Origin of the sequence: Mycolicibacterium pyrenivorans, assembly GCF_025821625.1 — a bacterium.
Taxonomy (GTDB): Bacteria; Actinomycetota; Actinomycetes; order Mycobacteriales; family Mycobacteriaceae; genus Mycobacterium; species Mycobacterium pyrenivorans.
Genome location: NZ_JACKSH010000005.1, coordinates 1 through 25,924, shown reverse-complemented (window position 1 = coordinate 25,924; position 25,924 = coordinate 1). Strand labels below are relative to the sequence as shown.

The 25,924-nt window shown below is 67.4% G+C and carries 28 protein-coding genes; 9 read left to right on the top strand and 19 right to left on the bottom strand.

The genetic code is table 11. From position 1 onward, the window contains the following. The 13 genes from H7I57_RS00275 to H7I57_RS00215 form a co-directional block, all read right to left on the bottom strand. Positions 1–1,266, bottom strand: coding sequence for a DUF1298 domain-containing protein (locus H7I57_RS00275; RefSeq protein ID WP_264021201.1), 1,266 nt, complete (start codon positions 1,264–1,266; stop codon positions 1–3). Between the two features lie 47 nt (positions 1,267–1,313). Next, positions 1,314–2,024 carry an Rv1363c family protein gene (locus tag H7I57_RS00270; RefSeq protein ID WP_264021200.1) on the bottom strand — a complete coding sequence of 237 codons (711 nt, stop codon included), beginning with the start codon at positions 2,022–2,024 and terminating at the stop codon, positions 1,314–1,316. Beyond that, complete coding sequence (locus H7I57_RS00265; protein WP_264021199.1) at positions 2,021–2,749, bottom strand: Rv1363c family protein; 729 nt, start codon at positions 2,747–2,749, stop codon at positions 2,021–2,023. The genes H7I57_RS00270 and H7I57_RS00265 overlap by 4 nt, the downstream gene beginning before the upstream one ends. Next, on the bottom strand, positions 2,713–4,215 hold the full coding sequence (locus H7I57_RS00260) for an MCE family protein (protein ID WP_264021198.1): 1,503 nt from the start codon (positions 4,213–4,215) through the stop codon (positions 2,713–2,715). The genes H7I57_RS00265 and H7I57_RS00260 overlap by 37 nt, the downstream gene beginning before the upstream one ends. A gap of 1 nt (position 4,216) precedes the next feature. Then, entirely contained in the window at positions 4,217–5,371 is a 1,155-nt protein-coding gene (locus H7I57_RS00255; protein ID WP_275080697.1) for a virulence factor Mce family protein, read from the bottom strand. Beyond that, positions 5,368–6,699 (bottom strand): MCE family protein, encoded by a 1,332-nt coding sequence (locus tag H7I57_RS00250; RefSeq protein WP_264021196.1) that lies wholly within the window; start codon positions 6,697–6,699, stop codon positions 5,368–5,370. Before H7I57_RS00250 ends, H7I57_RS00255 begins: the two co-directional genes overlap by 4 nt. Continuing rightward, entirely contained in the window at positions 6,696–8,045 is a 1,350-nt protein-coding gene (locus H7I57_RS00245; RefSeq protein WP_264021195.1) for an MCE family protein, read from the bottom strand. The genes H7I57_RS00250 and H7I57_RS00245 overlap by 4 nt, the downstream gene beginning before the upstream one ends. Further along, positions 8,042–9,082, bottom strand: a complete 1,041-nt coding sequence (locus H7I57_RS00240) for a virulence factor Mce family protein (RefSeq protein WP_275080696.1) — start codon at positions 9,080–9,082, stop codon at positions 8,042–8,044. The genes H7I57_RS00245 and H7I57_RS00240 overlap by 4 nt, the downstream gene beginning before the upstream one ends. A 34-nt stretch (positions 9,083–9,116) precedes the next feature. Then, a complete protein-coding gene (locus H7I57_RS00235; RefSeq protein ID WP_264021274.1) occupies positions 9,117–10,568 on the bottom strand; it encodes an MCE family protein in 1,452 nt (483 codons plus the stop codon). Positions 10,569–10,570: 2 nt separating this feature from the next. Further along, positions 10,571–11,425, bottom strand: a complete 855-nt coding sequence (locus H7I57_RS00230; protein ID WP_264021194.1) for an ABC transporter permease — start codon at positions 11,423–11,425, stop codon at positions 10,571–10,573. Next, on the bottom strand, positions 11,422–12,189 hold the full coding sequence (locus H7I57_RS00225; RefSeq protein ID WP_264021193.1) for an MlaE family ABC transporter permease: 768 nt from the start codon (positions 12,187–12,189) through the stop codon (positions 11,422–11,424). The genes H7I57_RS00230 and H7I57_RS00225 overlap by 4 nt, the downstream gene beginning before the upstream one ends. 244 nt (positions 12,190–12,433) lie before the next feature. Next, complete coding sequence (locus tag H7I57_RS00220; protein ID WP_264021191.1) at positions 12,434–12,907, bottom strand: VOC family protein; 474 nt, start codon at positions 12,905–12,907, stop codon at positions 12,434–12,436. Positions 12,908–12,979: 72 nt separating this feature from the next. Then, complete coding sequence (locus H7I57_RS00215; RefSeq protein WP_372510073.1) at positions 12,980–13,585, bottom strand: TetR/AcrR family transcriptional regulator; 606 nt, start codon at positions 13,583–13,585, stop codon at positions 12,980–12,982. A gap of 101 nt (positions 13,586–13,686) precedes the next feature. Between H7I57_RS00215 and H7I57_RS00210 the strand changes: the two genes are divergently transcribed. Continuing rightward, on the top strand, positions 13,687–14,574 hold the full coding sequence (locus H7I57_RS00210; RefSeq protein WP_264021190.1) for an alpha/beta fold hydrolase: 888 nt from the start codon (positions 13,687–13,689) through the stop codon (positions 14,572–14,574). A gap of 28 nt (positions 14,575–14,602) precedes the next feature. Further along, positions 14,603–17,536 (top strand): aminotransferase, encoded by a 2,934-nt coding sequence (locus H7I57_RS00205; RefSeq protein ID WP_264021189.1) that lies wholly within the window; start codon positions 14,603–14,605, stop codon positions 17,534–17,536. A gap of 75 nt (positions 17,537–17,611) precedes the next feature. On the opposite strand, the gene H7I57_RS00200 is transcribed toward H7I57_RS00205, so the two are convergent. Beyond that, positions 17,612–18,547, bottom strand: a complete 936-nt coding sequence (locus H7I57_RS00200) for a hypothetical protein (RefSeq protein WP_264021188.1) — start codon at positions 18,545–18,547, stop codon at positions 17,612–17,614. A 25-nt stretch (positions 18,548–18,572) separates the two neighbouring features. Here H7I57_RS00200 and H7I57_RS00195 point away from each other — a divergent pair, with 25 nt between their 5' ends. Further along, positions 18,573–19,376, top strand: a complete 804-nt coding sequence (locus H7I57_RS00195) for an adenylate/guanylate cyclase domain-containing protein (RefSeq protein ID WP_264021187.1) — start codon at positions 18,573–18,575, stop codon at positions 19,374–19,376. Here H7I57_RS00195 and H7I57_RS00190 read toward each other — a convergent pair. Continuing rightward, positions 19,373–19,546, bottom strand: coding sequence for a hypothetical protein (locus H7I57_RS00190; RefSeq protein WP_264021186.1), 174 nt, complete (start codon positions 19,544–19,546; stop codon positions 19,373–19,375). The two genes, H7I57_RS00195 and H7I57_RS00190, sit on opposite strands and share 4 nt — an antisense overlap. Before the next feature lie 42 nt (positions 19,547–19,588). Between H7I57_RS00190 and H7I57_RS00185 the strand changes: the two genes are divergently transcribed. Then, on the top strand, positions 19,589–20,266 hold the full coding sequence (locus tag H7I57_RS00185; protein WP_264021272.1) for a guanylate cyclase: 678 nt from the start codon (positions 19,589–19,591) through the stop codon (positions 20,264–20,266). A gap of 118 nt (positions 20,267–20,384) precedes the next feature. After that, positions 20,385–20,948: a hypothetical protein gene (locus H7I57_RS00180; protein ID WP_264021185.1), complete on the top strand. Its 564-nt coding sequence runs from the start codon at positions 20,385–20,387 to the stop codon at positions 20,946–20,948. 75 nt (positions 20,949–21,023) lie between these two features. Here H7I57_RS00180 and H7I57_RS00175 read toward each other — a convergent pair whose 3' ends face one another. Continuing rightward, positions 21,024–21,377, bottom strand: coding sequence for a VOC family protein (locus H7I57_RS00175; RefSeq protein ID WP_264021184.1), 354 nt, complete (start codon positions 21,375–21,377; stop codon positions 21,024–21,026). Positions 21,378–21,567: 190 nt separating this feature from the next. On the opposite strand from H7I57_RS00175, the gene H7I57_RS00170 reads away from it, so the two are divergent. Next, positions 21,568–21,873: an HNH endonuclease gene (locus H7I57_RS00170; RefSeq protein ID WP_264021270.1), complete on the top strand. Its 306-nt coding sequence runs from the start codon at positions 21,568–21,570 to the stop codon at positions 21,871–21,873. Positions 21,874–21,905: 32 nt separating this feature from the next. Continuing rightward, positions 21,906–22,400, top strand: coding sequence for a nitroreductase family deazaflavin-dependent oxidoreductase (locus H7I57_RS00165; protein ID WP_264021183.1), 495 nt, complete (start codon positions 21,906–21,908; stop codon positions 22,398–22,400). A gap of 4 nt (positions 22,401–22,404) precedes the next feature. Here H7I57_RS00165 and H7I57_RS00160 read toward each other — a convergent pair whose 3' ends face one another. After that, a complete protein-coding gene (locus H7I57_RS00160; protein WP_264021182.1) occupies positions 22,405–22,809 on the bottom strand; it encodes a hypothetical protein in 405 nt (134 codons plus the stop codon). 81 nt (positions 22,810–22,890) lie between these two features. Further along, entirely contained in the window at positions 22,891–23,232 is a 342-nt protein-coding gene (locus H7I57_RS00155) for a DUF1801 domain-containing protein (RefSeq protein WP_264021269.1), read from the bottom strand. Positions 23,233–23,491: 259 nt separating this feature from the next. Between H7I57_RS00155 and H7I57_RS00150 the strand changes: the two genes are divergently transcribed. Next, positions 23,492–23,896 carry a hypothetical protein gene (locus tag H7I57_RS00150; RefSeq protein WP_264021181.1) on the top strand — a complete coding sequence of 135 codons (405 nt, stop codon included), beginning with the start codon at positions 23,492–23,494 and terminating at the stop codon, positions 23,894–23,896. A gap of 102 nt (positions 23,897–23,998) precedes the next feature. On the opposite strand, the gene ychF is transcribed toward H7I57_RS00150, so the two are convergent. Then, positions 23,999–25,072: a redox-regulated ATPase YchF gene (gene ychF / locus H7I57_RS00145; protein WP_264021180.1), complete on the bottom strand. Its 1,074-nt coding sequence runs from the start codon at positions 25,070–25,072 to the stop codon at positions 23,999–24,001. An 82-nt stretch (positions 25,073–25,154) separates the two neighbouring features. Here ychF and H7I57_RS00140 point away from each other — a divergent pair. Then, a partial coding sequence (locus tag H7I57_RS00140; protein WP_264021179.1) for a DUF6542 domain-containing protein occupies positions 25,155–25,924 on the top strand: 770 nt, incomplete at its 3' end.

The window sequence follows — 25,924 nt, the reverse complement described above, 5'->3', positions numbered from 1 at the left end:
TCAATCCTGAACTCGCAGTTCGCGCGCCAGTCGCTGCACGTAGGCGTCGACGTCGCCGACCGCCGACTCGGCCGCGTGCACACTGACCGCGATCGTGTCACCGATGCCGTGCACGCCGTGCGCCAGACCCATCATCGGCGACAGGCCGGGAAAGCCCGTGGTCAGCACGACCCGGCCACCGCCGAACCGAAGGTCCCGTGCACCACGGTTGACACTTGAGACCACGGTGTTCCCGGTGACGCGGGACGACCGGACCTCCGGATCGAACTGCCTCACGCCCCAGCGGAGTACCGGCGCAGGCACCGATGCGAACGCCGCACTCTCCGCGAGCATCGCAGGGTGGGCGGCCCGACGGCGCCGCTGGTACAGGTCAGCGGCGATCCGGCGGGTCCGCAGTCCGATCTCCGCATCGGGGTACAGGCCGACGCCGACGTTGCCGAAATGGTTGTGCGCCATGCGCGGACCGGGTTTGGCCATCGGGACCTCCGCGCCCAGCAGCGACGGGTCGTCGCCGAGGTCGCGCAGGTGCCGGGACAGCGCCGCCGACACCGCAGCCAGCACGGCGACCGTCACCGTCGGCCCGGACAGGTGCCGACGCTCGCAGATGACCGCTCGGACCTGGCGAGGCCCGGTCGGCTGCGCGTTGGTGCGCAACGCTGGAACCGAATCCGCTTGGGCAGGAACCAATCCCGTGGCTGTATCGCGGACCAGCCGGCGATGGGCACGGGCCGCGGCAACCGCGCGTCGCGGAAATCCGCCCACGGCGTGCGGTGGCGCCGTGACGCCGGGCAGCGCCGCCGACCGACCGAACAGGTAGCCTGCCAGCGCCGAGGACCGGATGCCGTCGCCGAGGGCGTGGCTGGCCTGCAGCACCGCCACGGTGCCACCGGGTGCGCCCGGCACGTCGTCGATGGCGGGGAACACGTGCAGCCGCCAGCTCATCGCCCACGGGTCGAGCTGCTCGTCGGCCAGGCCGGCCACCGCTGCCAGGCACGCGGTCCAGCTGCGATCGCCGAGCTCATGCACCACGAACTGTTCCGCACCGACCTCGTAGGGCACCCACGCAGGGTAGGTCCAGAACCCGGTGTCGGCGATGCGCATCCCGAGCTCGCCACAGGTCCTGGCTCTGTCTCGGAGCTCGCACAGCGCACGATCCACCTCAGCCGTTCCCGCTTCGAACGCGTAGAGCAGGAACTGGTCGTTGGGGATCGCGGCCGACATCCAGAGGGTCTGCGCATCGACCGCGGCGAGTCGGCACACCGGCATGTCGCCCACGTTAGGCGGTGCACGCCGATGCCGGAGGTCGCCCGGGTTTACACCGGGTCGAACTTGGAGATGAGCCAGCGGTCGCCGACCTTCTCCAGCGTCACCCGCACGCTCGACGCGGTGTCCGTCGGCGCGTCCTGCCCGACGATCACCGTCTGGTTGACGAACACCAGCACCACGGCCTCGGACTCGGTCGCCGACACCGACGCCGCGGCGGGAACGGAGGCGACCGCGGAGATCTGCTTCTCCTTGGCGCCGGGGATCACCACATCGTTGGTCAGCGAGGTGTAGGAGTCGCGGAACTCACCGGTCAGCAGATCCCGCGCCGCGCCGAGCTGTTCTTCGACGGTCTCGGGCTTGTACGACAGCAGCGCGATAGTGGTGTCCCTGGCCGCCTGCACGGAGGTGTCGGCGGCGACAGTGCTGCTGCGCACCGAATTGTCGCGCCACTTGAGATATCCGGCGCCCAGCGCGAGCGCCAGAGCCAGCGCGGGAAGCAGCGCGAACGCGACGACGCGGGACCACTGGGTGCGCCGCTTCGCGGTGTCCGTCGCGACCGCCGCCGGCTCACCGGTGTCGTCGGACTCGTCGCCGTCTTCGGTGAGCTCGGGCGCAGTCTCGGCGTCCTCTACGTCGCCGGCTTCTGCGGTGTCGCCGGCTTCTGCGGGCTTCGTGGTCTCGACGGTTTCGTCGGACTCGTTCTCGGCACCCACGGCAGCGTCATCCTCCAGGATCTTTGTCGTCTTGTCTCGGCTCACGGGACGAACTCCACGTTGGACACCTTGGCTTCGTCGCCGACCTTCTCCACCAGGATCCGCATCCGCCAGGCCCGCGGTTCCTGTTCGGGCGCACCGGCATTGGATGTCCGCACGGTGACCGCGACCAGGACCTGGGCCTCGTTGTCGTCCATCGATTCCAGGCCGGCCTCGGCGATGGTTCCGGTCGACTTCGACTGGGCCTGCTTGACCACCTCCACGAACGGCTGTGCGCGCTGCTGGAAGTCGTCGTAGAACGTTCCGGTCGCGGAATCGAGGATGCGCTGCACGTCGGCGTCGGCGTTCTCCCAGTCGATCGAGGTGAGGTTCAGGGCGCCCTGGCGACCGACCTGCACGAACAGGTTGCGTTCTGCCTCGGCCTGATTCGACTCGTAGGTGCGGTACGCCAGCCAGCCCGTCAGGCCCGCCAGCGCCACCACCACAGCCACGCCCGCGATGAGCGCCATCTTGACGTGCGACATCGGTCTCCGTGCCGGAGCCGCGACGTCGTCGATATCCTCCGCGTCGATGTCCTCGGCGTCGATATCCTCCGCGTCGATGTCCTCGGCGGCGGTTTCGGACTCGTCCACCGACTCCACGTCGTCGGCAGCGGTCACCTCGACAGCCTCGGACTCCGGTTCAACGGCGCTGGACTCGGCCTCCTCGGCTTTCGGATCCGTGGTCGGCTTCGTCAGTTCCCCCTCGGGGGCAGCAGCATCGTCTGCCATGTTTGCTCCTCTGCAGCACTCCGGGCCAGGTTGGACTGTGTGTACACCTGTCCGTCCGGTCCAACGTACGTGCCGCTCGCCGGATCGTATTCGGCGGCCGCTATCGGAGGCTGCGCCGGCGCCGGCGGCGGCGGCGCATCCGCAGGTGAAACGGCCGGAGGTACGTGCGGGACGGGCTGGCCGGACAGTGTGGCGTTGGGATCGCCCTTCCAGTTGTAGCCGTCGTTGAGTGGCACGTACTGCTCGTTGCTTTCGCACTGCTGCCACGTCGGGGCGCGTTTGCCCGGCACACTGATGCAGGGCAGGTTACGGGCACCGCGCACGTTGAACGGCGCGTCCTGCGGCACCCGGCAGTAGACGTCGCCCGGCGGCCTGTCGGGGTAGTCCTCGAAGGTGGGCACCCGGCGCTGCTGCGCGGGCAGGAACCCGGTCGTGCACGGCGGCGGCAACTGCTGCGGCGGCAGCGGTATCGGCGCGGGCACCAGAGGGATCGCCAGGTTCAGGTTGAAGACCAGCGCATCGCCCTCGTAGTCCTGCTTCGTGTTCCGCTTGTGCACGCCGACGGCCTGCGTGACGGCGGTGCCCTGAGGCAGCAGCACCAGCAACTGTTCGAGGCTCGGCTGATAGGTGACGGCCACCTCCCCGACGCTGACCAGGTTGGCCAGCACGATCGGCAGCGTGGGCCGCAGCCGGTCGAACAACGCCCCCACCTCGTCGGCGGCGCCGGGACCCTTGGCGAGGACCCCCGCCAAGGCCGGATCCTGGCTCTGCAGCTGACCGCTGATACTCGCCAGATTCGCCGCCCACGCCTGGATCGAGCCCGCGGTGTCGGTCTGGGAGTCCAGCACCGGCTTGGACTGGTCGATCAGCGTGGTCAGCGAGTCGAGGTCCTTGCGGGCGTCGATCGCCAGGGTGGTGCTTCCGGTGACCAGTCGGCGCAATTCCGGCCCGAGCCCGCCGACCGCGATATAGGCCTCGTCGATGACGGTGTTCAGGTTCTCGCGCGGGATCGCCTCCAGGCCACGGTTGGTCAGGTCCAGGACCGAGTTGATATCGGTCGGAACCGTGGTGCGATCCAACGGGATCACGTCGCCGTCCTTCAACACCGGACCCTCGCCGCTGCGGGGCAGCAGTTGGACGAACTGCTCGCCGACCGAGGACACGCTGTGCACTTCGGCGTCGAGGTCGGCGGGAATCTCGACGTCGGAGTTCAGTGACAGCACCGCCGCGATACCGGTGTCGGTCAGATTGACGCTCTTCACCTCGCCGACCTCGACGCCGCGATAGGTGACATTGCCCCTGGGGTACAGCCCGCCCGTCTCGGGCAACTCCACGGTCACGCGGTACTGGCCGATGCCGAGGAGGTCGGGCAGCCGCATGTACCCCAAGACCATGATCGCCAGCGCCGTGGTCGCGATGACGGCGAAGATCGCCATCTGGATGAGGATTTGCCGGGTCATTCGCATGCTAAGGCCCCTGATCCCAGCGGTACGGCGCGATCAACGGGTTGCCCGCGGTCCCCGGCCCACCCGCGTTGCACGGGTTGGGGAACTGGCCGATGGTGCGGCCCCACTGCAGCTCCAACCAGGTCAGGTCGCACTCCCACCGCGATCCGGTGAAGAATCCGGAGTCGATCCGGCTCAGCGTCAGGTCGAGAATCAACGTCAGGTTCGCGTAGTCGCCGCGCATCCAGTTGGTGAGCGTCTCCTTGGGGAACGGGAAGGTGGGCAGGAAGCTCAGCGCGCGGGTCAGCGCCGGACCGGCATTGGCCAGCTCCTGCAGGACCACACTGAGATCTTTCAGCTCCTGCACCAGTGCTTCCTTGGTCTGGTTGACCGAGTCGGCGGCCAGGGCGCTGAACTTGCCGAGTTGCGCGAGCGCCTCGGCCAGGTTCGAGCGCTGGTCTCGCAGCACCGACAACGCATCCGGAATCGTCTGTAATGCCCTGTCCACCACCGGCTTCTGCTCGGCGAACTGACCGATCAGATTGTTCAGGCTCTCGGACGCCGCGATGATGTCCTGCTTTTGGTCATCGAGGTGACCGATGGCGATGTCGAGCTGCTCGATCAGGCTGCGCAGATCGTCCTCGCGACCGGTGAACGCGGTGCTCAACGCCTCGGTGATGTCCTGGATCTCGCCGATGCCGCCGCCGTTGAGCAGCAGCGCAACCGATGCCAGCGCCTGCTCGGTGCTCGGATACTTGCCCGACGACGACAACGGAATCAGCGAGCCGTCCTTCAGCGTGCCCTCGGGCGTCTCGTCGGTCGGCGGCGCCAGTTCGATGTGCAGTGAACCCAACAGGCTGGTCTGACCGAGCGTGGCCGTCGCATTCGCGGGCAGTTCGACGTCACCGTTGAGCTCCATCGTCACCAACGCATGCCAGCCCTGCCGCACGATCTTCCTGACGTGGCCGACATTCACATCGCCCACCCGGACACGGGAATTCGGCTCGATGTTGTCCACATCCGGCATCTGCGCCTCGATGATGAACGCTCCCGGCCCCGTGCCCTCGACGCCGGGCAGCGGAAGCGAGTTCAGCCCTTGCCACTCCGAACACCCGGACAGCACCCCGGCCGACACAACCGCGACGGCCACTCCACGAAAGAGCTTGCCCCGCATCATGGCCCCACCCCAGGCGGCACCATGAGCCCATGCAGGCCGTCGGCCGGGTTGGGCGCGACGGGCGCCTCTGCCGCCAACGGCGGACCCGTGGCCGGCGCTGGAGGCGGCTGCGCTCCCGCGGGCGGCGGTGACGGTTGCTGCTGCGGGACAGGTTGCGGCGGAATGTAGTCCGGGCGCAGCCAATCCTCGCTGAAGGTGAGCTCGTTCGGCCGCGTCGAGGCGCCGACGAAGACATTCTGCGCGACGGGCAGGAAGTTGAACTGGCGGTTCTTGATGATCGGCGCCATGTACTGCACGCACAGCTTCGCCGACTCCTCGGCACCCAGTCGTGACGCGGCCTGCACCGCGCCGCAGAGGAAGGAGATCGGATCGGAGAAGTTGTTGATCATCGGCACGCTGCTCACCGCGCCCTGGGCCGGCTGCCAGATGTTCACGTAGTTCTGCAGCGTGTTGGGCGCCACGTGCAGGAACTGCTTCACGTCGCCCAGGCTGTCGGTCAGCGCCTGGGTCACCCCCGCCAACTTGTCCGACGTGGTGCCAAGCGATTCGCGGTTCTCGGCCACGAACGTCTGCACCTCGCCGACGACGTTGTTGAGGTCGCGGACCGCGTTGGCCACTTCATTGGGATCGTTGGCGAGCGAGCCGGTCACCGTAGCCAGGTTCTGGTTGAGTTGGCGCATCACGTCGGTGCTGTCCTGCAGCGCAGACACCAGGATCGCCAGATTCTTCACGGTGGAGAAGATGTCGGTGCTGTGATCGCCGAGCGCCGTGATGGCCTGCGACAACTTGATGACGGTGTCACGGATGTTGGCGCCCTCGCCACGCAGGTTGTCGGCGGCGGTGTTGATGACCGAGCCCAGGGGGCTCACCCCGCCCGGCTCGGTCGGCTGCAGCGTTTCGGACAGCGTCTCCAGCTGCCGGCGGACCTCGTCCCATTCCACCGGAACGGCGGTGCGTTCCTGCGGAATGACGGCGTTGTTCTCCATCACGGGGCCCCCGGTGTAGACCGGGGTGAGCTGCAGGCTCCGCGCAGTCACCAACGTCGGTGACAAGATCGCGGCGCTGACGTCGGCCGGAACGTCGTACTTGCTGTCGTACCAGAACGAGATCTTGACCGACGTGGGCTGCGGCTCGATGGACTCGATCCTGCCCACGGGCACCCCGACGATGCGAACGTCGTCGCCCGCGTAGATGCCGTTGCTGTTCTCGAAGTAGGCGACGACGTGTGTGCGGTTGACGTTTTCGGCGTTGCGCAACAGCACGATCGCGCCGCCCACCAGTATCACGGCCAGCGCAACGCCCAAGAGGGTCCGTGCGGCGCGCGTCATTGTCCGGCCTCCGCGAGGTGGGGCGTCTCACCGGGAGCGGGCACCATGACCGGAGCCGGCGTCGGACCCGGGATGGATTGCAGACCCGGCGGTGCCTCGGCTGGCGGTCCCGGCGGCGGCCCGCCTGGCGGCGGGGCCGGCGGCGGCTCCCGGTAGGGATAGCAGCCGGTAGGTCCGGGCAGCGGCAACCCGGGCGGACCGCAGCCCTGATCGCCGGGGTTGCCGGTGATCGCGTCCGGAATCGTCAGGCGCGGTTCGCCGCCCTGACCCGTCCGCGGGAAGGGCACCGGCAGTGCCGGCGTGCCCGGCTGGCCCACCTGCGGGTCGGTGCGCTCCGACGGCAGCAGCACGCTGGGGTCGAGACCGAGGTCCGAGAACGCGGTGTCGATGAACGGCTGCAGGAACTGGCCCGGCAGCAGGTTGGCGACGTAGGTCTTGAAGAACGGCCCGGATGCCACCGATTCGCCGAGCGACATCGAATACTGGCTGAGCAGTTTGATCGATCTCTGCAGGCGTTCCTTACGGTTGTCGACGATCGTCAGCACGCCGTTGAGCTTGTCCAGTGCGGGTTTCATGGTTTCGCGGTTCTCGGCGATGAAGCCCAGCAGCTGATCGCTGAGCGCCGAGATGTTGCCGGAGATCTGATCCAGTGCGGCGCTTTGGGTTTGCAGCTCCGCCAGCAGCGCGTTGGTGTTGTTGACCAGGCTCACGACCTGATTGCTGCGCTCGGCCAGCACCGTCGTGGCCTTGTTGGCGTTTGTCAGCAAGCCCCGCAGTTGCGCATCGCGTTCGTCGAGGGTCTGCGAGAACCGTGCCACACCCTCGACCGCCACGCGCAACTCCGGCGGGGTGTCGGCGAATGTCTCCGCCAACACCCTCAGCGAATCCGACAGCTGATTGGTGTTCAGCCCGCTGATGGTCATCGCCAGCTCGCCCAGCGCGTCGGGCAGTTCGTACGGCGACGTGGTGCGCTCCAGGGGAATCCTGCCCTCCAGTTGGCCGTCGCCGCGGGAGGTGACCTCGAGGACCTTCGTGCCCAACAGGCCCCTGGTCTTGATCGCCGCCTCCGTGCGATCGCCGAGCCGGATGTTCTTTGCGACGGTGAACTTCACCAACGCGTGCGGCCCGTCCAACTCGATGGACTGGACCTCACCCACCTTGAAACCCGAGACCTGCACCGCCTCACCGGTTTTCAGCCCGCCCGCCTCGGCGAAGTAGGCCGCGTACTGGTTGCCCTGGAGGAACGGCAGCCGCTGGTAATTCAGGGACCCCAGCACGATGCCGACCGTCACCGCCAGCCCGACGACACCGATGACGAGCTGATTCCGTTCGCTGAAGGACTTCACCTCGGCGCGCACCTCCCGGTGGACTGGCCGGCGACCTTGACATACACCGGCTGGCCACCCTTGCCGTTGAGCTTCAGCACGATGTCGCACAGGTAGAAGCTGAAGAAGTCGCCGTAGATGCCTTGCCGCGCGAGCGCCTGGTACGCATCCGGCAGGGTGTTGAGCAGATTGTCGAAGTATTCGTGGTCGGCCACGACGATTCCGGCTGCGCGGTCCGTCTCCTTGATCGTCTTGGCAAGGGGCGGACGAGCCTGCGCCAACAGGTCGGTGATGCTCGCGGCGGCGGCGTTCGTGTACGCCACGCCGCTGCTGATGTCTTCTCCGCGCGCCTCCAGGGTCGTCACCAACTCGGAGAGCGCGTCGACTGCCTTCTCGAACTGGTCACTTTGGTCGCCGAGCGATCCCAGCACCACGTTGAGGTTGACGATGACGTCCCCGATCAGCTGATCCCGGTCGGCCAGCGTGCTGGTCAGCGTCGCGGTCTGCGCCAGGAACGAGTTGATCGTCCCGCCCTGACCTTGCAGCGCCTGAATCAGCTGGCCCGACAACGCGTTCACCTGATCGGGGTCCAGCGCGCGGAACAGCGGCCGGAAGCCACCGATCAGTGCGTCGAGGTCCAGTGCAGGCGAGGTGCGGGCCATGGGGATCGTGTCCCCCGGCTTGAGCGTCGTGGTACTGCCTGCGCCTTCCTGCAGGGCGAGGTAGCGGCCGCCGATGAGGTCGTCGTAGCGGATGACGGCCCTGCTGCCCTCGGTCAGCACCACCGACTCGTCTGCGGTGAACTCGACCAACGCCGTCGTATCGGGCTGGATTTCGACCCTTTCGACCTTGCCGACCTCGACACCGGCGATGCGGACGAAGTCACCGTTCTCCAGCCCGGTCACGTTGCTGAACTCGGCCAGGTAGGTCTTGGTCTTCTCGCCGAAACGCAGCTCCCCGAAGACCGCGAACAGGCCGAACACGCCGAGCAGGCAGATCAGCAGGAAGACGGCAAGACGCCACGCGTCGTGTCGAACCCTGGCTGTCACGCCTGGCATGGCGGCCTACCTCTCATGGCTTTCTCGGTGTCGATCATGGGCCCGGCGCGGCCTCGCGCGGCAGCGGGATAGGCGGCAGCGGTGTCGGCTGCATCTGGGCCGGTGAATGGACGATGAACGGCTCGGTGCCCGGCCTCGGGCCCGGATCCTTCGGCGCCCCCGGGGGCGGGGCCGACGGCAGGCCCGGCCACAGCGGCGTGCCGTCCGGTGCGTACAGGTCCGCGCCGTAGGCCGGGGCCCCCGGATACGGGATCGGCCCGATTGCAGGCCCGCCGAAGAGGTTTCGGATGCTCGGCGGCTCGGGCACTGCCCGGGTGGTCGGCAGGTAGTTGGCCCAGGCCGGGAAGCCGATCCCCGGGTTGGGGCGCCAGTCGATGCCGGTGCCGAAACCGGTGTTCGTGACCAGGTTTCGCACCGGCCAGTTCTGCGCGACATCGGGCAGCGACCCACAACTCGGCTTGCCACCCGGTCCGCCCTTGGCGCCGATGATCGGCAGGTTGTCCGGGTAGTGGTACGGGTCGTCGCCGAGCGTCAGCCCGACGTCGAGGATCAGTGACCGGCCGTTTCCGCCGGGGGCTTCGTAGCCACCGGTGTCCAGAAGCGTCTTCGCGCCCGTCAGCAGGCAGGTGTAGGACGGGCTGTACTTGTACAGCAGGTTCGTCGTCGGCTCGAGCACGTTGATGGCCCTGATGAGGTTGGCCTGGTTCGGTGCGAGCAGACTGATGCCGCTGTTGGACAGACCAATGGTGGCCAGCAGCAATGCATCCAGTTGGCCGGCGTCTCTGGTGATGGTGGCGCTGGTCGTGCTGAGCGCGTCGAGCGTGGTCAGGATGTCTTGCGCCGCAACGCTGAACGTGTCGTTGAAATCCCGCAGGGCCCGTAGATCGGCGGTGATCTGCTCGTTGCGCGGATTCAGGGCGAGCAGAACCTGATTCGCGTCGGTGGTCGCCTGACCGATCCGCTCGCCCTGGCCGCGGACACCGTCGGCGAGTGCTGACAGCGTGCTGTTGAGCTTGGCCGGGTCGATCTTGTCCAGCACGTTGACGACGTTCTGGAACACCGTGTTGGCCTCGACGGTGACGTTGCGCGATTCGATCACCTGCCCGGGCTCCAACCGCTGCTGGCTGGGGTCGCTGGGGTAGACGAGATCGACGAACTTGGCGCCGAATACCGTGGTGGCCCGGATCTGGGCCTCGATGTTCGCCGGGATGAACTTGATCTTGTCCTTGTCGATCTCCAGTTTCAGCGCGACCGGCTGGCCGCCGCCCTGGATCGCGACGACCCGCCCCACCTGGAGGCCGCGCAATTTGACCCTGGCGTTGGTCTCCATCACTAGACCTGACCGGTCGGAGGTCAGGGTCACGGTCTCTGTCGACTTGAAGCTGCCGACGAACAACGCATAGGTCAGCCAGAGGGCAACGGCGGTCAGGATCACGAGGATCAACGTCCACCACGCGGGATGCAGGCCTTCGTCGTGTTGGTCCATCGTCACCCGGCCAGGTTGAAGTTGCCGGATTGGCCGTAGACCGCGAGCGAGAGCATGACCAGGACGAAGGCCGAGACGATCAGCGATGTGCGCACCGCTCGCCCGACGGCCTCGCCCACGCCCGCAGGCCCGCCTCGTGCGGTGAAGCCGTAGTAGGTGTGCACGAGCATGATCACCACCGCAAGTGCGATGCATTGTCCGAAGGACCACATCAGGTCGGTCGGGTTCAGAAACGTTCTGAAGTAGTGGTCGTAGACACCCGTCGATTGCCCATAGATGACGGTGGTGCCGAAACGCGCGGCCCAGAACGCCATAAGCACACCCACGCAGTACAACGGGATCACCACGAGAAAGCCCGCGATGACCCGGGTGGAGGCGAGGAACGCGATGCTGCGGATGCCCATCACCTCGAGCGCGTCGATCTCCTCGTTGATCCGCATGGCACCGAGTTGCGCGGTGGCTCCGGCGCCGATGGTGGCGGACAGCGCGATGGCGGTGGTGGCCGGCGCGATCAGGCGCACGTTGAAGTAGGCCGACACGAATCCCGTGAGGGCCTCCACGCCGAGTTCGGAGAAGTCGCTGTAGCCCTGCACGGCCACCAGTGCGCCCGTGGTCACGGTCAGGAAGCCGACGATCGCGACAGTGCCGCCGATGATGATGAGCGCCCCCGCCCCGAGGCCCATCTGCGCGATGATCCGAATCAACTCGACCCGGTAGTGGATCAACCCGTAGTGCATGTAGCGCAGAGTGCGACCGTAGAACTTGGTCTGCATGCCGATGTGGTTCCACGGGTCGGACACGCTGCGGAACCTGGCCTTCAGCCAGGGGAACTGGGAGTGCGGCCTCGAGATCGTCATAGCGTGATCTGGATCGCGACGGCGGTGGCGACGATGTTGATGGCGAACAGGGCCATGAAGGTGAATACCACGGTCTCGTTCACGGCGTTACCGACACCGGCCGGGCCGCCACGCACGGAAATGCCCTTGTAGCAGGCGATCAGACCGGCCGAGAGCCCGAACAGCGCCGCTTTCACCAGCGCGATGATCACGTCGGTGGCACCGATGATCAGCGTCAGACCGGCCGCGAAGGCGCCCGGCGACACGTTCTGGATGTAGACGACGAAGAAGTACGCGCCGGACAGGCCGACGAGAATCACGGTGGCAGACAGCGCCAGCGACACCACGGTGGCGGCCAGCACGCGGGGAACCACCAGCGCGTGGATGGGATTGACACCCATCACCCGCAGCGCATCGAGCTCCTCACGAATCGTCCGCGCACCCAGATCGGCGCACATGGCCGTGGCGCCGGCGCCGGCGACCACCAAAACCGTCACGATGGGCCCGATCTGCCGCACGGTGCCGAGCGCGGCCCCCGTACCGGAGAAGTCAGCGGCGCCGATCTCGCTCAGCAGGATGGTTTCGATGAACGTCAGCAGCACCGTGTACGGAATGGTCAACAACAGCGTGGGCACGATCGACACCCGCGCGACGAACCACGCCTGAGAGATGAACTCACGCCACGCGAATGGCGGCTGGAACATCCCCACGAACGTGTCGAGCGCCATGGAGTAGAACCCGCCGAACGCACGCACCGGCTTGGCAAGAACATCGGAAGCGACCATCTAACGGGTCCTTCCTCGTGTGCACCTCACCGCCATCGGCCGCTGTCCCTCCAACGAAGCCCGCGCCCAGTCAGTCCGGCTGAGGTTACACATCGGTGGACGCCGAGGAACCGTATATCACCATAAATTGACGGGGCAATCGGTGACGGTTTCAGCGGCTTTCGGGGGTGCCGGCCTCCGGCTCCCTGCCCCCAGGGGCTTTTCGGCCTGCTCGGCAGCCGGATCGCGCGGCCGCGACAATCCGCTACATGCCCGCGACGGCCTCGTCGAGTTCTGCGATGACGATCTTGCGCATGCCCAGCATGGCTTTGGTCGCCGCCGCCGCACGGGCGGGATCCGGGTCGCCGGTGAGCTCGTCGAGCCGGTCCGGCACGATCTGCCAGCTCAACCCGAAACGGTCCTTGAGCCAGCCGCACTGGGACTCCTCGCCTCCGTCGACCAGGCGCTCCCAGTAGTAGTCCACCTCGGCCTGGTCCCGGCACCGGACCATGAACGAGACCGCCTCGGTGAACGGGAACTGCGGTCCGCCGTTGATGGCGACGAACGGCTGCCCGTCGAGGGTGAAGTACGCCGACACCACGTCCCCCGGCGTGCCCGGACCGGCGTCGGTGAACCGGTCGATCCTCTCCACCGACGAGTTCGGGAAGACGGAGCTGTAGAACTCGATGGCCTGCTCCAGGTTGTTGTCGAACCACAGTGACGGCGTGATGGCGGGCATGGCGGATCTCCTGTCGATCGAAGGTCTTGTCGCCATGGAGACCGCCCGCGATCGCGAAACTCATCGCCGTTTTCACGCCGGCGGGACGGCGCCCACCGCGCGCAGCGCGAAGTCGAGCACCCGCGCCTGTTCCTGCTTGAGACGCTGGAGGTCATCGGGGGTCGAGTTGATCATCACCCGGCTCACGACCGCGCTGATCGCGACGGCGTCGGCGTCGGGATCTGTGAGTGGAAACGATCCGTCGGCCTGTCCCCGCCTCAAGATCTCGACCAGGGAACGCTCACGGTCGGCGTGTGCACACTCGCGGGTCTCGCGGTACCCCTTCGCCATCCGGACCTCATCGGAGTCGATGACCGTCAGCTGGATCAGGTGGATCGGGTCGAAGACCACGTCGAACATCTCGCCGATCCACGCCGCCAGCTGGTGGGCCGGGCTGCCCACCGCCTCCTCGGCGATCCGGTTCACCCGCGCTGCCACCGCGTCGCACTCCTCCTGCAGCAGCGCCAGGAACAGCTCGTCCTTCGAGCCGAAATGCTTGTAGAACGCCCGGGTCGACATCCCGGCGCTGCGCAGGATCGCCGACACCGGGATCGGCCCGGAATGTGGCTCCGACAGGCAGCCATACGCGGCAGCCATGATGGCGCGACGTTCTTCGTCGCGGTCGGGACATTTCTGCACGAGCGTAAATTCTAGGGGCCATGCGGCCCTGTGGACCCCAGACTGCAACAAATCCGAGGGTGGGTAACGTGATGGCCCCGGGGCAAGCCGAGAGGACGCCTGTGAGCACAGACCGTAGCGAGTCGACGACCGTGACGTTTCGCGGCGCCGACGGCCTGGCCCTTGTCGCCGACGAATGGAACAACCCGGAGGCGCTTGCGCGGTCCGGGGCGGAATTCGACACGTCCCGCCCGTCGGTCCTGATGCTGCACGGCGGCGGCCAGAACCGCTTCTCCTGGAAGAAGACCGGGCAGCTTCTGGCATCGAGGGGTCTGCATGTGGTCGCGCTCGACAGTCGCGGCCACGGCGACAGCGACCGGTCACCGGACGCGAAGTACACGGTGGAGGCGTTGTGCGCCGACACCCGGAGTGTTCTCGAGCAGATCGGGCGCCCCGTGGTGCTGATCGGCGCCAGCATGGGCGGGCTGACCGGGATCCTGGCGGCCCACGAAGCCGGCCCGGACCGCGTGCAGCGGCTGATCCTGGTCGACGTCGTCCCGCGGTACGAAAAGGACGGCAGCGCACGCATCCGCGACTTCATGTTCAGCCATGTGCACGGCTTCGAGTCCCTGGAGGAGGCCGCCGAGGCGGTCGCCGCCTACCTGCCACACCGGACCAAGCCGCGCAGCCCAGACGGGCTGAGGAAGAACCTTCGACACCGCAACGGCCGCTGGTACTGGCACTGGGATCCGGCGTTCCTGACCAAGCCGCAGGAAGACCCGTTCGTGCGGGTCGACATGCTGGAACAGGCCGCGATCGACCTGTCCATCCCGATCCTGCTGATTCGCGGCAAGCTCTCCGACGTGGTCAGCGAGGAAGCGGTGGAGGACTTCCTGAGGAAGGTCCCCAACGCCGAGTTCGCGGAGTTGTCGGGGGCGGGACACACCGCCGCCGGGGACGACAACGACGCGTTCTCGGACGTCGTGGTGCAATTCGTTTTGCGGCGATGAGCGCTTGCGCGAAGAGAAGACAGCGGCAATGAGCGCTGGCTTCAACTTCCTGGAGCAGAGCGAGTTGCCTGCGCCCCGGGTGAGCGAGGCGCAGGCACAGGAGATCCTGTCCACCCAATACGGCCTGACCGCCCGCGCCGGCGCCCTGGGCAGCCAACAGGACAAGAACTTCCTCGTCGCCGACGATTCCGGGGCGGCACTCGGCGTGCTGAAGATCGCCAATCCCGCGTTCAGTGCGGTCGAGTTGCAGGCGCAGGACGAGGCGGCCCAACTGATCGCCGACGCGGAGCCGGCACTGCGAGTCGCGGTGCCGCTGCCCAACGCTGCCGGCGAGAAGTGCACCGCCATCACGGGTTTGACCGAGGCGACGGCGTATGTCCGGCTGCTGCGTTACCTGCCCGGGGGCACACTGGCGGAGTCCGGCTACCTGACCCCGGCGTCCGTGGCGGCCCTCGGGGACGTCGCAGGCAGGGTGAGTCGCGCGCTGAAGGGCTTCACCCATCCCGGCCTGGATCGGATCCTGCAGTGGGACCTGCGTTTCGGCAAGGAGGTCGTCGACGCGCTCAGCGCACACGTCAGCGACCCTGCGCTGCGCGCCCGACTGGTGGACGCGGCGGGTGAAGCATGGGCGCGAATCACGGCCCTGGACGAGGCGCTGCCGAGGCAGGCGGCGCACATCGACCTGACCGACGCCAATGTGGTGGTGGCGGCCGACACCGGCGGGCCGCGACCCGACGGGGTCATCGACTTCGGCGACCTCTCTCACACGTGGGCCGTGTCCGAGCTCGCGATCACGGCGTCTTCGGTGCTGGGACATGTTGGTGCGCAACCGACATCGATACTGCCCGCGGTTCGGGCGTTCCATGCCGTGCGGCCGTTGTCGGCCGCCGAGGCGGATGCCGTGTGGCCGCTTCTGGTGCTGCGCACCGCCGTGCTGATCGTCAGCGGCGCTCAGCAGGCGACCCTGGATCCCGACAACGACTACATCACCGAGCAGTCCGACGCCGAGAACCGCATGTTCGACATCGCCACGTCGGTTCCCCTCGATGTGATGAGTGCGGTGATCAAGACCGACCTGGGGCTGGGGCCGCCGCCCGCCCCGGTGGTGACGGCGGCACCGCTGATAACCGTGGACCCGGCGGCGGTGGTCACCTTGGACCTGTCCACCACCTCGGAGGTCTACGACGACGCGTTCGACGCTGACGGCGTGATGTCGAGCGACGTCGAGGACGAATCGGCAGCGGTCGCGCTCCAGGCGGGTGCCGCGCTGGTGGTGACCCGCTTCGGCGAGGCGCGCCTCAGCCGGGCGCCACGCCTGAGCCGGCAGGCCCCCGACGTCGTCGCCACCGGCATCAGCCTGTGGCCGGCCACCGACACCGTGCTCACCGCCCCCTGGGACGGAATCGTCAGCGAGGAGGACAGCGGCCGGATCACGTTGCGCGGCACGCGTTTCGAGCTGACTCTGACCGGCCCGTCCGGGACCGCCCGCGGCGTCGTCGCGGCTGGACAACCACTGGCGCTGGCCGCCGCGCGCACGCGGGCCGAGCTGAGCGTGCGCCCCGCGGGCGCAGTCGCGGCACCTGCGTTCACCCGATCCGACCTGGCGCCCGGATGGCTGGCCCTGTCCCGCGATCCCGGACCCCTGCTCGGGTTGGCGCCGCACGAGGTGACCGGTGCGGCGGACCTGCTGTCGCGCCGGGACGCCAGTTTCGCGCCGGTGCAGGAGTTCTACTACCGCACCCCGCCCCAGATCGAACGCGGGCGGCGTCATTTCCTGATGTCGACGTCGGGTCGCTGCTACCTCGACATGGTCAACAACGTGACCGTGCTCGGCCACGCGCATCCCAGGATCGCCGCCGCCGCGAACCGCCAGTTGCGCAGGCTCAACACGAACTCACGATTCAACTACGAGGCCGTCGTCGAGTTCAGCGAGCGCCTGGCCGCACTGCTGCCCGACCCGCTGGACACGGTGTTTCTCGTCAATTCCGGTTCCGAGGCAAGCGATCTGGCGATCCGACTGGCGACCGCCGCCACCGGACGACGTGATGTGGTCGCCGTCCGCGAGGCCTATCACGGGTGGACGTACGGCACAGATGCGGTGTCGACGTCGACGGCCGACAACCCGAACGCACTTGCCACCCGGCCGGACTGGGTGCACACGGTCGAGTCGCCGAACAGTTTCCGCGGTAAGTACCGCGGTGCCGAGGCGTCCAGGTATGCCGGCGAGGCGGTGGCGCAGATCGAAGCGCTCGCCGCGGCGGGTAGGGCGCCGGCGGCGTTCATCTGCGAGAGCGTGTACGGCAACGCGGGCGGAATGGCGCTGCCGGACGGTTACCTGCAGCAGGTCTACGCGGCCGTGCGGGCCGGGGGCGGACTGGCGATCTCCGACGAGGTGCAGGTGGGTTACGGCCGTCTCGGCGAATGGTTCTGGGGATTCCAGCAGCAACAGGCGGTGCCCGACATCGTGTCGGTCGCCAAGTCGGTGGGCAACGGGTATCCGCTCGGCGCGGTGATCACCAGCCGCGCCGTGGCCGACGCCTTCTCCTCGGAGGGGTACTTCTTCTCCTCCACCGGCGGCAGTCCGCTGTCGTGCGCGATCGGCATGACCGTACTCGACGTGTTGCGCGACGAAGGGCTGCAGGACAACGCCCTGCGGGTCGGTGCACACCTCAAGTCCCGGCTGCTGCAGTTGCGCGACAACCACCCGATCGTCGGCACCGTGCACGGTTTCGGCCTGTATCTGGGCGTCGAGATGGTGCGCGATACCACCACGCTGGAGCCCGCGGCCGAGGAGACCTCGGCGATCTGCGACCGGATGCTCGACCTCGGGGTGATCATCCAGCCCACCGGCGACCACATGAACATCCTGAAGACCAAGCCACCGTTGTGCATCGACTCCGAGTCCGCCGACTTCTACGTCGACACGTTGGACCAGGTGCTCACCGAGATGCGTCGAAACTGAGCTCGTGCGCCATATCTGGGTCGAAACTCGCACACCTCAGTTTCGACCTGGCGACCGTCACTTCGAGGCGTACGACTAGGCCAATAGCGGCACGTCGTCCAGACGGTCGTCGGTGAGGATCTCGAGCATCGCGCCCCGGCTCACCAGCTCGGCCCTTGCGAACGCCTTGCCCGCCACCTGGATTCGGCAGCTCGCGATCGCCGAGTTGTAGCAGTACTTGGTTCCGCCGTGGGTGTCGGCGTAGGTCAGGCCGATCACGTCCGCGGGCTCGGTGGCGATCTCCCCCTCGATCATCTTCTCGCCCACCCGCGCACCGAACGTCCACGAGAACGGTGCGTAGCGGCCGTGGCTCTTCAGGCTGTCCCCCAGCGAGCGCACCGCGAACTCCTGCCCGGCGTGACGGAACACGAACAGTGTCACGCCGGGCAGCAGCACCGGCCCGACGGCCGCCCGGGCGGTGACGATCTCCAGCGTCGAGTCGGGCGCGTCGTCGAACCCGCACACCTGGCCGAACGCATATGCCGGGGTGTGGCGCGTGCCCCAGTTGTGGTTCACGCTGCCCGTCCAACCGTCGACGTCGACCACCAGGTCCGCCAGCTCGAGACGGCCGTCGAACCGGGCCAGCGGGTGGCGGACCTGGGTCTTGGCCGTCGGGAAGCGCCGCCGGTAGGCGCGATCGGTCAGCAGCCGGACGGGATCCTGACCGCCCGGGGTGATGGCGAGGTCCCAGCGCGCGTCGGGCAGGAACCCGAACGCGGCGGTGTCGTCGAGGCTGGTCGTGGCGATACGTGCCGTCCAGTCCTCGTAGCCGAAATCCGCTGCGTCGATCGGAAAGGACTGTTTGCGCGCACGATGACCCGACGGATCGAACACCATCACCCAGACGTCGGCGGTGGGCTCCCCGCCCGCAGGCAGCAGCAGTGTCTCGCGCAGCCACAGTGCCTGGCCTGCGTCGGGGGCGTTGGCACGGATGAACCGGCTCTCGTAATAGGGGGCCTGCACCTCGGTCACCGACCCAGCATCCAATACTTGACCCGTGAGCGGAGTGCAGATCGCGGCATACGCACTGGCAGTGATCGTCGTCGGCGAGGCGATCGCGCTGGTGGTGCTGACAGTGCGCCTGAGGGCGGCGCGGGAGGAGGCCGACGACCTGCGGCGCCGTGTCGACACCCGAAACCTGCTGCTCTCCGGCGGGACGAGGGCCGTCAAGACGGTGTGGCAGACCGCCAACATCCTGCGCCAGGACGGGCTCGGCGCGGCAGTGCGGTCCTCCATCGAGGAGCTCGCCGACTGGGCCGAGGTGGAGCGCCCGGACCTGGCGCGGCTGGCGCCCAACGGAAGGGTGGCCATCATGTTCTCCGACATCAAGGAGTCCACCGCGCTCAACGAACGCATCGGCGACCGCGCCTGGGTCAGGCTGATCGGCAAACACGACAGGGCGGTACGCCGGTACGTCGACAGACACGGTGGCTATGTCGTGAAGAGTCAGGGAGACGGGTTCATGGTCGCCTTCGCGCACCCGGAGCAGGCGGTCCGGTGCGGGGTGGACATCCAACGCTCACTGGCTAAGCGCCCCAACGGTATTCGCGTCCGCATCGGAATTCACGTCGGCAAATCGGTGCGACGTGGCGACGACCTGTTCGGACGCAACGTCGCGATGGCGGCGCGGGTGGCCGCACAGGCCGAGGGCGGCGAGATCCTGGTGAGCGAAGTGGTGCGCGAGGCCATCGAAGGATGCGCCGACTGCGAAGACCTCACCTTCGACGACGGCCGCGAGGCGCAGCTCAAAGGCTTCTCCGGCGCGCACACGCTCTATCCGGTCAGCACGGCGGCGGACTAGTTGTCGCGGCCTTCCTGCGCTTCGATCTCGTCGAGGCGTTGGTGCAGGCGGGCGCGGATGTCGTCCGGGGTGTAGGAGTTGCGACGCCGTTGATCGCGTGCGACCAGCGCACCACCTGCGACGACGCCGGCGACGCTGGCGAGTCCGACCCACTTCCAGATTCCGCGCATGCACATCAGTCTGCCTAAGCTGACGGGGTGAATCCAAGCACGGTGTCGCTGCAGCGCGCTCTGGACGAGACTCGTACCGGGGACATCTGGCTGTTCCGCGGACACTCCGGCCCCGATCGCGCCATCCAGTCGATGACCAACAGCCCGGTCAACCACGTCGGCATGACCGTCGCGATCGATGACCTGCCGCCCTTGATCTGGCACGCCGAACTCGGCGACAAGCTGCTCGACATGTGGACGGGCACCAATCATCGCGGCGTGCAGCTCAACGATCTGCGTGAGGCGGTGGAGCGCTGGACCCAGGTCTACGGCCAGCGCTGCTGGCTGCGCCAGCTCACGCCGCATGCCGACCGCGAGCAGGAGGACCGCATGCTGCGGGTGATCGCGCGGATGGACGGCACTCCGTTTCCGACGACCGCGCGGCTGACGGGCCGCTGGGTGCGCGGCCGGTTGCCGAACACCGCCGACTTCACCCGGGGAATCCCGTTCGTGCACCAAAAGGTTCGCCAATCTGTCGAACGCCGGAAGGCGGAGAAGTTCAGCGCTGGATTCGAAACCGCGTACTGCGCCGAAACCGTCGCCGTCACCTACGAGGAGATGGGTCTGCTGAAGACGGAGAAGCACTCCAATTGGTTTGACCCGGGCTCGTTCTGGAGTGGTGATGCGTTGCCGCTGACGGCCGGATACCAACTCGGCCGCGAGATATCCGTGATCCCTTGACCCAGCCCGTCCCGCATATCGGGCGGCGAAACGCCGTCTGAGATCGCGCGGCGCCCTCGCTCGGGGTGGTTTGCTGTTGGATAGCCCATCCATCGGCACCTCGACGAGGGAGCGAAGCATGCCGACAGCGACCGAACCCGCCCCCACACACGACGCTCCCCCACGCGGCCTGCTCAGCGCGAAGGGCTCGGCCATCTCCATCGTGCTCGCGTCGATCGCCACACTCGTCATCGTCTTCACGATGCTGCAATCGCCCGATGACGAGACCCCGCAGATGCAATCCGTTCCCGCGCAACCCAATACCGTCTCCCAGTGGGTGGCGGCGCCCGCCGAACCCACCACTGCCGCGCCGACACCGAAGCCTGCGCCGCTCGCCATGGACGAGCAGGGGTTCGTCGACACCGCCGCGCGCTGTGATCAGCGTCAGCAGGCCGTCGCGATCGCCCGCACCACCCGCTCGGCGATGGTCGTCTGCCGCCAAGCCGACGGAACCTACGAGTACCAGGGAATCCGCTTGCACGACGGCGCCGCCCTGCGACTCGACGACGTGCGCGTGATCCCGACCGGCTTCGAGGCACACAACGACGGCACCACGTATCGGCTGTCGTCGACGGAGTTGGTGGTGCTCACCGGCGAGGACCTGCTCAGCCGCGACGCGATCGTGGAGTACCGCGCGGGCTGACCCGCGCCGCGTAGACATCTTTCCGCGGTGCCTCGACGAGCCGAGATGCCTTGTCGGTACGTCCCATTGGCGTGGTCAGTTCGCGTGTTGCACGATGTTGACGACGTTGCCGTCGGGCGCGCGAACCAGGAACCTTCGCACCCCCCACGGTTCGGTCGTGAGTGGATGGACGATCTCGAACCCGAGCCGCCGGGCTTCGTCGTACGCGCCCTGCACATCGTCGGCGTGGACCGAGATGACCGAGTCCTCTGCCGCGGTGGCATCTCGCGTCACGAGCTGGACGTGCGCCCCGGTTTGGGGCTCGGTGTAGCGCGCCACCCAGCCCAGGTTGAACTCCTCGGTGCTCAGCCCCAGGAAGTCGGTGTAGAAGCTCTTCGCGTCGGCGATGTCGGCTACCCGAAGGTTGGCCGTGATGCGTTTGGCGCGCATGGGTTCTCCTTGTGCACTGGGTCCTTCGCCCTGATACTGCCCGAGCGGTCCGCCGACGACCAGCACGTCGCTCGACGACACGCGACGAACGCGCCGCCACAGAAAGTACCGGCACCCGCGGTAGCCTCGGCCAGTGCCGTCCCGCAGCCCCACCCGTGCGGTGCGATATGCGCGTCGCCGCAGGCGCCGGATGGCCCTCAAAGAACACGACCTCACCGATTCGCAATGGGGCGCCCTCAAGGCGGCCTGGGGCGGTTGCGCCTACTGCGGCGCGAGCGCGACGCCGCTGCAGAAGGACTGTGTGCTCCCGATCTCCCGCGGTGGGAGGTACGTGCTCGCGAACGTGGTACCGAGCTGCCGCTCGTGCAACACGAGCAAGTGCAACGCCGAGGTGACCACCTGGATGCGGCGCAAGAAGCTGGACGAAAAGGTTTTCCTGCTCCATCAGGCCGAGATCAGCCAGGCTCTCGCGGCCGACCCCGATTGCCCTGCATAGGTCGGCTTCTCAACGCGGGGTACGGTTCGTGGGTGCCGTTGCGATACGTGGATCCGAACAAGACGCGGGGCCGCGTGTACCGGGCCAGTGTTCGCTTCGGCCGTTCGCGCATAGGCCAATTCGTCGCACGCCACGTCGCCCGCCACACCGATCCCCACTTGTTCCGACTCACCGGGGGGCGGGTCAACATGGGGGCGATCATCAACGCGCCGCTCGTCTCGACCGGGGCGAAATCCGGGCTGCCGCGCGTCGTGCAACTCACCTATTTCCATGACGGGCCCGACGTCATCCTGCTCGCCTCGAACTACGGCGGAACCCGACACCCGCAGTGGTTTCACAACCTGAAAGCCAATCCGGACTGCGAGTTCGGCGAGCAGAGGTTCGCCGCCGCCGAGGTCACCGACCCCGACGAATACGCACGACTCTTCGCGCTCGCCGAGCGTGTCTACGCAGGCTATGACGACTACCGCGCCAAGACGGCCCCCGCCAATCGACGAATCCCCATCTTCCGGCTCAGGCCGCGCTGAAACCCTACAGCGGAGCCGAACTGGGCCCGAGCATCTGGCATTTCGGGGCCGGCGACTGCCCGATCCACGCACCGCAGCCCCTGCCGGTCGCGATGTAAGTGGCGCCGGGAACATAGTCGAAGACAACCCGCGCGCTGCCCGAGGCGTCGCTCGGGAAGCAGCGGGTGACCGCGCCGCCACCCTGCATCTGCAGGCATGCCACGCTCGTGGCTGGAACGGCAGGCGGACCGCACTCGGCCGGTGCCACCGTCGCGGTGACCATGGCGACGCCGTTGACCTGCTCGACCTGCGGCGGGGACAACGTGAACGAACACGGCGGCGGCGGCTCCGCGTTGGCTACGTTCACCCCGGTCACCAAGGCGAACACCGTGGTGACGGTCACCGCAAGCACGAGGACGAGCCGGGCCATACCCGATGATAGGTCGTTGCTCCTGGGCGAGAGGCAGGAACGGGCTTGTGGGGGTTAACCGGTCATAGACGACGGCTCGCGCTAACTGCGGTTGACTCTGACCGCCTCTTGAATCAACGCCTTGAACGCGCTCTCATCCAACTCATCGTCTTCGCGCAGATCGATGGAGCGCCCGACGGGGGCCTCGAGGCTCGCATTGAACAGGTTGTCCGGATCGCTCAAGGACGAGCCCTTGGCGAAATTGACCTTGACCTTGCCCTTGTAGGTTTCCAGCGTGCAGATCAGACCGTCCAGCGAGAACGCCGGCACGCCGTCGGGGTTCGACGGCTTACGCCATTTGATCTCCTCGACCACGTCGGGTTCGGCTTGCTTGATCAACGAGCGAATCTCATCGACCCGATCGAAGCGCCAATCCTCACTCACAGTGCCAATGTACGACGACCATCGGCCGAGATCACCGTTGAATTCAACGTTCACCACGTCACCGGCGCGCGCACGATCTTCTCGGCACAACTCCAGGGAAGACGTTTGACGTTCGCATCTCGCGGGGACCCTGGTGTCAGTCGGGGGGTCATTTGCAGCCATTGCCGTCCAGCGCCGCGCGGCATTGGACACGAACGACAGGTCAACGTGGCGGCAGCGTGTGATTGCCGCCGGCGATGGCTTGAACAGGAGGTTCACGATGCAGATGAAGAAACTGGTTGCCGGTGCCGCAACGGCCGCCGCACTGGGTTTCGCCGCTTTCGGCGCCGTCAGTGGCGTGGCGCAGGCAGACCCTGACAAGCCAGGGCCGCCGTGGAATCCGGGCGGTCACGGCGCAGATGTCTGGCTTCCCGGAGACCCACCCGGGCACAATCCGTTCGGGCCGCCCGGACAGGTGATGAAGGGTAACCCGGTCGTCCCGGGTCTGACCGGCGTGCCGCCGGGTCACTGGGGTGACCCCGTACGCGTCGGGCTCCCGCCGACCTGGGTGCCTGACAACTGGGTGGAACTCGGTATCCCCGGGCCGCTGCCGCTCGTATGGAACATCGAGGCCAACTCTTGGGGCATCTGGTGGAATGACGTGTTCATTTCCTTCAGTTCCTAGGGCGACGCTCGCTGATGGCCGTCCTGCGCAGGCAGGGCGGCCATCGCCCCGTCTGTCAGTCGAGACAGAACTCATCTACGTAATTCGACGTCAGGCTTGCTTTTACACGTTGAAGCGGAACTCGACCACGTCGCCGTCGGCCATGACGTAGTCCTTGCCCTCCATGCGCACCTTGCCCGCGGCTTTGGCGGCCGCCATCGACCCCGCGGCGACGAGGTCGTCGAAGGACACGATCTCGGCCTTGATGAAGCCCTTCTCGAAGTCCGAATGGATGACGCCCGCAGCCTTCGGCGCGGTGTCGCCCTGGTGAATCGTCCAGGCGCGCGCCTCTTTCGGTCCCGCCGTCAGGTAGGTCTGCAACTTCAGGGTGTGAAACCCGGCCCGCGCCAACGCGTCCAGGCCCCGCTCGGTCTGACCGATCGACTCCAGCAGCTCGGCGGCCGACTCGTCGTCGAGCTCCTGGAGTTCGGCCTCGATCTTCGCGTCGAGGAACACCGCGTCGGCCGGCGCGACCAATTCACGCAACTCGGCGATCCGCTTCTCATCGGTGAGCACCGACTCGTCGGCGTTGAACACATAGAGAAACGGCTTGGAGGTCATCAGGTTCAGCTCGCGCAGCAGCGACACGTCCACCCCCGCCGAAAACAGGGTCTTGCCGCTGTCGAGAACCTGCTGGGCCGCGGTGGCCGCATCGAACAGCGGTTTGCGGTCCTTGTGCGTGCGGGCCTCCTTCTCCAGACGCGGCAGAGCCCGCTCGAGCGTCTGCATGTCGGCGAGGATCAACTCGGTCTCGATGATCTCGATGTCCGACTTCGGATCCACCCGACCGTCGACGTGCACGACGTCGTCGTCGGCGAACACCCGGACCACCTGACAGATGGCGTCACTCTCGCGGATGTTGGCCAGGAACTTGTTGCCCAGCCCCGCCCCCTCGGACGCCCCTTTGACGATGCCCGCGATGTCGACGAACGTCACCGGTGCGGGCACGATCTTCTCGGAGCCGAAGATCTTCGCCAGCTCGGTCAGCCGCGGATCCGGGAGCGCCACCACACCTTCGTTCGGCTCGATTGTCGCGAACGGATAGTTGGCCGCCAACACGTCGTTTCGCGTCAACGCATTGAACAACGTCGACTTACCGACGTTGGGTAGTCCGACGATTCCCAGATTCAAGCCCACGGGCTCCACAGTGTAGGAGATGTGATCGGCACGCCACCCTCCGCTGGCGGCGTCTGGATGCCGAAGCCGGTACGGTCGACCTGTGCCAGGACAGCGCGCGCGGCCGGCGATACCGGCCGATCACCGCTCCGCGCACCCCAACATTCCAGGACTTCCCTGGTGGGGTGCGGTGTTGACCGCTGTCGTCGCATCTACGCTCGGCTTCGCCTTCGACGCCGGATCCGGTGGCAAGGAACTGACCGGGGCCTTCAGCGCGCTCTATGTCCTCGGCTGCGTGGCGGCGGTGCTCGCGGTCCGGCAGGCCGGCGTGTTCACGGCTGTCATTCAGCCGCCGCTGATCCTGTTCGTCATCGTGCCCGGTGCGTACTACCTGATGCACAGCGCCGACATCCACGGCGTCAAGGACATCCTGATCAACTGCGGCTATCCCCTGATCGAGCGCTTCCCGCTGATGTTCTTCACCTCCGCGGCGGTCCTGCTGCTCGGTCTGGCCCGCTGGTATCTCGGCGGGGCGGGCCGACAAACCGCACCCGCCGCCGGCGCGTCACACGCCTCCGACACGGAACGCGCAACAGGCGGTGGGCTGTCGGCGAAGTTGTCGTCACTGCTGGGTGGCAGGCCGGATTCCGATGCGCCCACCCCGGAGCCGCGGCGGCGCAGTTCGCTCGACCGGCGCTCCGGCGCATCGAAACCTCCACCCGACCGTTCCGCGCGCGCCGCACGTCCCGCCAGGCGCGCCGGGGCCACGTCCCGGTCACGGCACGCGCGCCCGCCCGACACCGAGATCATCGAACCCGTCGTGGACGTGGACCGTCCGCGCCGTCGGCGCCCCCGGCCCAGCGAGCCGCCACC

Excerpts from the sequence above, each read along its gene's own strand:
- H7I57_RS00255 (WP_275080697.1), bottom strand. The coding sequence starts at position 5,371 with ATGATGCGGGGCAAGCTCTTTCGTGGAGTGGCCGTCGCGGTTGTGTCG.
- H7I57_RS00190 (WP_264021186.1), bottom strand. The coding sequence starts at position 19,546 with ATGCGCGGAATCTGGAAGTGGGTCGGACTCGCCAGCGTCGCCGGCGTC.
- H7I57_RS00230 (WP_264021194.1), bottom strand. The coding sequence starts at position 11,425 with ATGACGATCTCGAGGCCGCACTCCCAGTTCCCCTGGCTGAAGGCCAGG.
- H7I57_RS00240 (WP_275080696.1), bottom strand. The coding sequence starts at position 9,082 with ATGCCAGGCGTGACAGCCAGGGTTCGACACGACGCGTGGCGTCTTGCC.
- H7I57_RS00250 (WP_264021196.1), bottom strand. The coding sequence starts at position 6,699 with ATGACGCGCGCCGCACGGACCCTCTTGGGCGTTGCGCTGGCCGTGATA.
- H7I57_RS00275 (WP_264021201.1), bottom strand. The coding sequence starts at position 1,266 with ATGCCGGTGTGCCGACTCGCCGCGGTCGATGCGCAGACCCTCTGGATG.
- H7I57_RS00180 (WP_264021185.1), top strand. The coding sequence starts at position 20,385 with ATGCCGACAGCGACCGAACCCGCCCCCACACACGACGCTCCCCCACGC.
- H7I57_RS00205 (WP_264021189.1), top strand. The coding sequence starts at position 14,603 with ATGAGCGCTGGCTTCAACTTCCTGGAGCAGAGCGAGTTGCCTGCGCCC.
- H7I57_RS00260 (WP_264021198.1), bottom strand. The coding sequence starts at position 4,215 with ATGCGAATGACCCGGCAAATCCTCATCCAGATGGCGATCTTCGCCGTC.
- H7I57_RS00150 (WP_264021181.1), top strand. The coding sequence starts at position 23,492 with ATGCAGATGAAGAAACTGGTTGCCGGTGCCGCAACGGCCGCCGCACTG.
- H7I57_RS00175 (WP_264021184.1), bottom strand. The coding sequence starts at position 21,377 with ATGCGCGCCAAACGCATCACGGCCAACCTTCGGGTAGCCGACATCGCC.
- H7I57_RS00170 (WP_264021270.1), top strand. The coding sequence starts at position 21,568 with ATGGCCCTCAAAGAACACGACCTCACCGATTCGCAATGGGGCGCCCTC.
- H7I57_RS00225 (WP_264021193.1), bottom strand. The coding sequence starts at position 12,189 with ATGGTCGCTTCCGATGTTCTTGCCAAGCCGGTGCGTGCGTTCGGCGGG.
- H7I57_RS00235 (WP_264021274.1), bottom strand. The coding sequence starts at position 10,568 with ATGGACCAACACGACGAAGGCCTGCATCCCGCGTGGTGGACGTTGATC.
- H7I57_RS00220 (WP_264021191.1), bottom strand. The coding sequence starts at position 12,907 with ATGCCCGCCATCACGCCGTCACTGTGGTTCGACAACAACCTGGAGCAG.
- H7I57_RS00265 (WP_264021199.1), bottom strand. The coding sequence starts at position 2,749 with ATGGCAGACGATGCTGCTGCCCCCGAGGGGGAACTGACGAAGCCGACC.
- H7I57_RS00160 (WP_264021182.1), bottom strand. The coding sequence starts at position 22,809 with ATGGCCCGGCTCGTCCTCGTGCTTGCGGTGACCGTCACCACGGTGTTC.